This window comes from Nostoc sp. ChiQUE01b, assembly GCF_034531255.1.
GTDB lineage: Bacteria > Cyanobacteriota > Cyanobacteriia > Cyanobacteriales > Nostocaceae > Nostoc.
In genome coordinates, this window is record NZ_JAVRBM010000163.1 from 1 (window position 1) to 5,676 (window position 5,676).

The 5,676-nt window shown below is 41.5% G+C and carries 9 protein-coding genes and 1 pseudogene; 9 read left to right on the forward strand and 1 reads right to left on the reverse strand.

The genetic code is table 11. The features are described from left to right. From RMY63_RS40860 to RMY63_RS40895, 8 genes are all read left to right on the forward strand, one after another. Window positions 1-785: hypothetical protein (locus RMY63_RS40860; RefSeq protein ID WP_322734136.1), on the forward strand; the 785-nt coding region annotated here is incomplete at its 5' end. 447 nt (window positions 786-1,232) lie between these two features. Beyond that, complete coding sequence (locus tag RMY63_RS40865) at window positions 1,233-1,625, forward strand: hypothetical protein (RefSeq protein WP_322734137.1); 393 nt, start codon at window positions 1,233-1,235, stop codon at window positions 1,623-1,625. A 60-nt stretch (window positions 1,626-1,685) separates the two neighbouring features. Continuing rightward, a complete protein-coding gene (locus RMY63_RS40870; protein WP_322734138.1) occupies window positions 1,686-1,940 on the forward strand; it encodes a hypothetical protein in 255 nt (84 codons plus the stop codon). Continuing rightward, on the forward strand, window positions 1,937-2,344 hold the full coding sequence (gene vapC, locus RMY63_RS40875; protein ID WP_322734139.1) for a type II toxin-antitoxin system tRNA(fMet)-specific endonuclease VapC: 408 nt from the start codon (window positions 1,937-1,939) through the stop codon (window positions 2,342-2,344). Before RMY63_RS40870 ends, vapC begins: the two co-directional genes overlap by 4 nt. Window positions 2,345-2,581: 237 nt before the next feature. Then, window positions 2,582-3,283 carry a hypothetical protein gene (locus RMY63_RS40880; RefSeq protein ID WP_322734140.1) on the forward strand — a complete coding sequence of 234 codons (702 nt, stop codon included), beginning with the start codon at window positions 2,582-2,584 and terminating at the stop codon, window positions 3,281-3,283. Beyond that, the gene (locus RMY63_RS40885) at window positions 3,280-3,642 is read left to right on the forward strand and encodes a hypothetical protein (protein ID WP_322734141.1); all 363 of its coding nucleotides are present in this window, start codon (window positions 3,280-3,282) and stop codon (window positions 3,640-3,642) included. Before RMY63_RS40880 ends, RMY63_RS40885 begins: the two co-directional genes overlap by 4 nt. 8 nt (window positions 3,643-3,650) lie before the next feature. Then, entirely contained in the window at window positions 3,651-4,316 is a 666-nt protein-coding gene (locus tag RMY63_RS40890) for a HEAT repeat domain-containing protein (protein ID WP_322734142.1), read from the forward strand. A gap of 448 nt (window positions 4,317-4,764) precedes the next feature. Further along, complete coding sequence (locus tag RMY63_RS40895) at window positions 4,765-4,890, forward strand: hypothetical protein (RefSeq protein ID WP_322734143.1); 126 nt, start codon at window positions 4,765-4,767, stop codon at window positions 4,888-4,890. A 104-nt stretch (window positions 4,891-4,994) separates the two neighbouring features. Here RMY63_RS40895 and RMY63_RS40900 read toward each other — a convergent pair whose 3' ends face one another. Next, on the reverse strand, window positions 4,995-5,237 hold the full coding sequence (locus tag RMY63_RS40900) for a PEP-CTERM sorting domain-containing protein (RefSeq protein ID WP_322734144.1): 243 nt from the start codon (window positions 5,235-5,237) through the stop codon (window positions 4,995-4,997). 251 nt (window positions 5,238-5,488) lie between these two features. Between RMY63_RS40900 and RMY63_RS40905 the strand changes: the two are divergent. Then, a pseudogene (locus RMY63_RS40905) lies at window positions 5,489-5,626 on the forward strand (abortive phage infection protein); the annotation flags it as partial. Window positions 5,627-5,676: the final 50 nt, after the last annotated feature.

The window sequence follows — 5,676 nt, forward strand, 5'->3', positions numbered from 1 at the left end:
ACTGTATCGTAAACTACCATTTTTTAGCGATCGCAAAACTTTTCGGTCTACTGAAAGTAGAGAGGGCGTTTTTTGAGGCTGGCAAGGCGCTGGCGGAATTACACGATCGCAGACTGTATCGATCCACGCACAAAACATTTGAAGAATATTGCCGCGCTCGGTTTGGTCATAGTCGCCGCCAGTCTTATCTTTTAATGGATGCGGCTGTTGTTTTCGATAATTTGATGGAAAAATGTGATCAATTTGATCACATTTTGCCGACAACAGAGGGACAAGTCAGACCGATGACAAAGCTTGAACCCCAAGAACAGCAGGAAGTGTGGGTAAAAGCAGTGGAGCAGGCAGGGGGCAAAGTGCCATCAGCTAGAATCGTTAAAAACGTAGTGCAGCAAATAATGGAACGTACCCAAGTGCCCAACACTTACCAGCTAGGCGAAGTATGCCAAATCCTTGCAAAGGACAACCCCGAATTGAGAGGTAAAGGTGGCTGCTGGGGCATCGTAAACCATGTAGGGGAATTCAGTTGCACAGTCAAAACCTGGGATGGGGAATATACGGTTGGGTTGCAGTACCTGAAGTCGTACAACTACTTGCCTGCCGAGTGTGAGCAGATGCTGGTGATTTGCGATCGCATAAAAAGGGTGTATTCGGGTGCATTGGAGGAATCGGTACAGAAGTTTCTGGAGATGTTGGGAAAGGTGAACCGCGCTTATTTAACGGACTTGGAAGAGAAAGTGTTGAATGTTCTGGAGTTGGAAATTAAAGTTTGCGGTAAATCCCGATAAATTTCTATAGGATTAGCGATTGACTGTAGGTGAACGCTCTGTTCCTAAAAGAAGTTAAAATGAACAAACTGCCCTCAAAAGCCCTCTTTATTTCTTATCTGAAAACAGACTGGATACTTTTATGACCCCAGCAGCGATCGCAGTTAAGATTATGGGAGTTCTCTGCAATGGCTTCATGTTGCGACATCTGTTGTTGCAATATAAGAAACCACAATCTTAACGGCACTGAACATTCATTAGTGATTGTTTTTTCAAGTTATCTAAACAGAGTTCAATACTGGTTCTCCCTCAAATTAGAGCGATGTGGTTGCTGTTATTAAGCGAGTATATATAGTTAATCATCCCAAATATTGCCAAGATATGGCAATTATGATATTGGGTATTTAAAATATCATAATTGCATCAGCATTAAAATTTAAGGTTCATTGCTTTTTTAATAAATTAAGTATGAGTTCAATCACCGAAACAATTACGATTAATGTGGAAGCCGATGAGAATGAACAGTATATTTGTATACTGTCGTCATCTATTGACGAGTTAAGAGATGAAAATCATTACTGTGGGCAAACTAGAGAACACGCTATAGCCATTGCATTAGAGCAGTTAGCCAGTAAATATCGTCAGATTGCCGAAGAGGGCCAAAATAAAGATTGGCTTGCAGTAGAGCGTTCTGAGTCTGGAGAAGCAATACAAAAGCATTATCACGTGATTTTACATTATGAATGCCTTGGGAGAGCAGAGTCTAAATTTGAAGCTATGCAGGACACGTTAATGGGAAATACAGTAGTCGAAAATACCAAAGTTACTTTGATTGAGATTGATGCAAACTTACCAGTCTAGCCCTTAACTTAATGAGCTGCTAAATAATTCCAATGAATCGGCAAGTAGGAGAAAACAGTAATGCAAAGTATCAAATTGCGTTCTCACGTAGGGTCTGATGGGATCTTACATTTAGAAATCCCTGTGGGGATAACGGACAAAGAAATAGAAGTGACAGTAACCTATCAACAGCTAGAACCATCAGCACGCCCAAAAACACCAGAAGAATTGGGATGGCCAGCAGGATTTTTTGAACAAACTTACGGCAGTTGTCAAGACGATCCAATTGTGATTGATTTTGAAGGTGATTTTGAGACAAGGGAAGAAATTGTGTGAGGTATTTATTAGATACCAATGTTTGTGCTCGTTATCTCAATGGTAGGTCACTCTTGATTCGAGAACGCTTACGGTCAACAGATGTAAAAGATATTGCTGTGTGTTCAGTGGTCAAGGCAGAGTTGTTTTATGGCGCAATGAGAAGCAATGACCCGAACAGAACGTTCTTCAGACAGCAAGAGTTTCTCAAGTTGTTTGTTTCTCTACCATTTGATGATTCTACAGCACTTGTTTACGGGAGAATTCGTGCAGAATTATTAGCGAGTGGAACGCCGATTGGCCCGAACGATTTTCTTTTAGCCGCGATCGCCTTGACACATAACTTAACATTAGTCACGCACAACACAAGAGAATTTAGTCGTGTCAGTGGATTGGCGATTGAAGATTGGGAACAGGGGCAGTGAAATCTTTTGTCTGTTCAAAATCTTGAACACAATCTCGAATTGAGGGACAAAGGCGGTTGTTGGGCGATTGTCAGTCATGTTGGGGAATTCAGTTGTAGAGTCAAAACCTGGGATGGAGAACTTTTAGAAATCAAACGGTTAATGATATATTAGTACAAAAGAACTACTAAGATGCTTTGCAGTAGTTTCAAACTGCGATAGTCATTAAAAATTCGCACTTTTTAAGTGAGGAATCCCATGACAGATTGTAATTCCGTGCTTTCAAGTTATGAACAGTTAGTGCAAAATCATGCCAGTCAATTCGACCCAGAGATTGCAGATTTGCAACAACTAGTAGAAGCAAGAATGCAAGAACTTCGTGGTTTAGAACAGACACTGGTAGAAGCACAGACAATAGAACTCAAACGCATCACCGATGCTCTAGCAAAAGATGCTCGTTGCTTGTTGGTAACACCAGGATTAAGAACATTTGTGCAAGAGTTCAAACAGACTCGAAGTAATAATTGGTACACGCGCAAATCCGATTCTAGCGTTGCAGAAGATCCAACTACTTGGTTATTGGTGACGCTCTCTCTACCGATAGGTTTAAGCAACTACCAGACTCATGAAGACCTTAATGGTTACGATGACGAACGTAATTTTATTGGGTACAGCTATAATCTGTCTTTAAAATTAGGTTCAGTTGAGCATTTGATTAATGAAATACCAATAAAACGCATATATAACGTCAACGAGTGTAGTGAAACTTCTATAAAAGGACAAATTGAGGACTACATTTGTGGTGATGTGAAATATTTACTCAGAGATATGGAATATCAAGACGAACAAAAACAGCAGTTAGCGACTGAAATCAGCATATTAATAGGGTATTCTACAAAAATCTTTGCCTTGAAGCCTAGAACTGCAATCTTTGAATATACATCAACGCCGGGGGAGTGATGGAGTTGTATATTAGTTTATCTGCTTACGGGGGAGTATCAACCCGCGAAGCATTAACGGTGTTTTGCCAAGCAGGAATTCGGCATGTTGAACTAGCAATCGGGCCTCGACCTGATGCTGATGCCGCGCAAGCGATTGAGGAATATAGGCAACAAGGGATGGTCTATCGAGCTCACCATGCTTTTGTTTGGAGCGAGCGCCACTATCCTTTCAACCTAGCCCAACCTCAAGATTGGGATTATTTCGAGCGACTGGCAGACTACTTAGCAAATATGGGTATAACAACTTATTCTGTGCATGGGGGAAATTTTTCAAACAGCACAGAGCGTACCCAAACCTATCTAATTTGCTGCATCTGATTACTGGTATGGAATACAGCGATGAAAACCTTTTTCTGCAAGGGATTCGACATGTTCAGATGGAGCCAGTATGGGGAGGACTTGAAGACACTGCTGCCCATCTTCGGGGTATATGTGCTTTAGGTCTGGTGAGAATGAACTACTCAGATGTAATGAACGAATTAGCCGATCTACTAACTGACCCTAAACCAGAAGCAAGAGTTGCTGCTGCAAAAGCGATCGCCTACACAGGAAATCCTCAAGGTGTACCTTTACTTCGTTTGAAAACCCGTATAGGCGATCAAGCACCACAGGTGATTTCGGAGTGCTTCAGTGCTTTGTTACAACTAGCTCCAACTGATTCACTTGCAATAGTTGCTGGTTTTCTTTTTGACCCAAAGGAGCAAATCTGTGAGTTAGCAGCATTGACATTGGGTGAATCACGATTAGAGGAAGCATTTGATCTTCTCAGAAATTGCTGGGAGCAAACAAGGAACGTAGAACTTCGCCGCACATTATTACTAGCAATTGGGATGCTGCGACAAGATAAAGCAATAGATTTCCTGATTTCACTAGTGGCTCAAGGAAAAGACATCGATGCAAAAGATGCGGTTGCAGCGTTAGCTATTTATCGAGAAGACCGTGAACTGTGGCAGCGAGTTGATCAAGCTAGTAAAAAAAGAGCTAATCAATAGGGACTTTAAAAGCATCAAGGATGTAGGGAACTGCGAAAGTCTTAGCTGATAGCAACTACTTATTTTAGGCGCAGTTCAAAATCTGTCTTCTACCGTGCAATATAAAACTGCCCTGGACGTAAGCCAGAGCAGTTTTTGATAGAAGTAAATTATATAGGGGACAATTAATGTTGTCCCCAGTTTATCCATAGTAAATACCGTTATATAATACTATTCACCTCAAGTTTCGTACTTTACGCAAAAAACGAATAATCTTGAAGTTGACATTACAAAGTTGAGAAGTCAGCATTAGCCAGCGTATTCATAGACGGCATCCGCTTCTCTACTGTCTACCTCTGATTTAGTTATAAAACTTCCTCAACCGGATCTAGGACAAGCAGATAGGGAGCGATCGCACCAAGCTCACTGCCTTCATGCGATCGTCCTATAGTCCTTCTCAGCAGAGGAGATGCGACGCTTTCCGGGCATCAAGAAGATAGGCGTTGGCTGTGCCATCGCTGTTATTGAGACAGCATCGGGTGAAGATAGGGGTGAAACGTCAGTGGTTAAATTGCAGATGTTATCTCACCGATAGCTCTACCACGACTTCTGAATTCTTCAACCATAAAATAAAAAACCTGGCTTTGGTAAAAACAAGGTTCTTATTTTCAGATCGGGTTTGTGTATATTGAGCTAAATTTAAGCTTTAGTCTCCCCAGCTTTTTTAGAGGCAGCAATTGCACTGACTCCAAAAAATAAACCTAATAGGGAAGTGGGTTCAGGTATGGATGTAGATGAAGAACTCACGGTAATATTGGCAGCAGAATCTTCATAGATATATGTTCCTGCCCGTCCCACTTCACCCGTCAAGCTAATTTCCGAGCTTGAAGTTCTTTTTAAGGTATATCTAGGAGCATCAAAAGCAATGCCAAAATCAATCACTAGATTCCAATTTGACCCAGAATCAAGCTCAAAATTGACATTTGGGGTTAAGTCACCGCCATTAGTGTATTTCTCCTGTTCAATTTCTAGTATTGCGTCAAGTTCGAGATTACTTGAAGCTTCACCTTGACAACATTCAGTACCGTGCCTTCGAGCGAATGGGCTTGCCTATTCGTCCCTCTAGAGAAATTTGGTATCTGTAGCCCAAGAGTAGGGTTAACATGAAATTTGACCTCGGCTAAAAACAAAGTATGCCCAAGACCTGGAACATAAAGATAGATAACTATTTTCAAGCCAACCCCAATTGCATCATCGCTACAGCCCATGTAGACAGCTTCCCGATAGACCTCCCCCTAGAACCGAACATCCGGGAACCGAACCGCAAAACGCGAATTTCTCACAAACAATAAAAAATCAATTTATATGGACTGATGTTAGA

Excerpts from the sequence above, each read along its gene's own strand:
- RMY63_RS40890 (WP_322734142.1), top strand. The coding sequence starts at position 3,651 with ATGGAATACAGCGATGAAAACCTTTTTCTGCAAGGGATTCGACATGTT.
- RMY63_RS40870 (WP_322734138.1), top strand. The coding sequence starts at position 1,686 with ATGCAAAGTATCAAATTGCGTTCTCACGTAGGGTCTGATGGGATCTTA.
- RMY63_RS40865 (WP_322734137.1), top strand. The coding sequence starts at position 1,233 with ATGAGTTCAATCACCGAAACAATTACGATTAATGTGGAAGCCGATGAG.
- RMY63_RS40880 (WP_322734140.1), top strand. The coding sequence starts at position 2,582 with ATGACAGATTGTAATTCCGTGCTTTCAAGTTATGAACAGTTAGTGCAA.
- RMY63_RS40895 (WP_322734143.1), top strand. The coding sequence starts at position 4,765 with ATGCGACGCTTTCCGGGCATCAAGAAGATAGGCGTTGGCTGTGCCATC.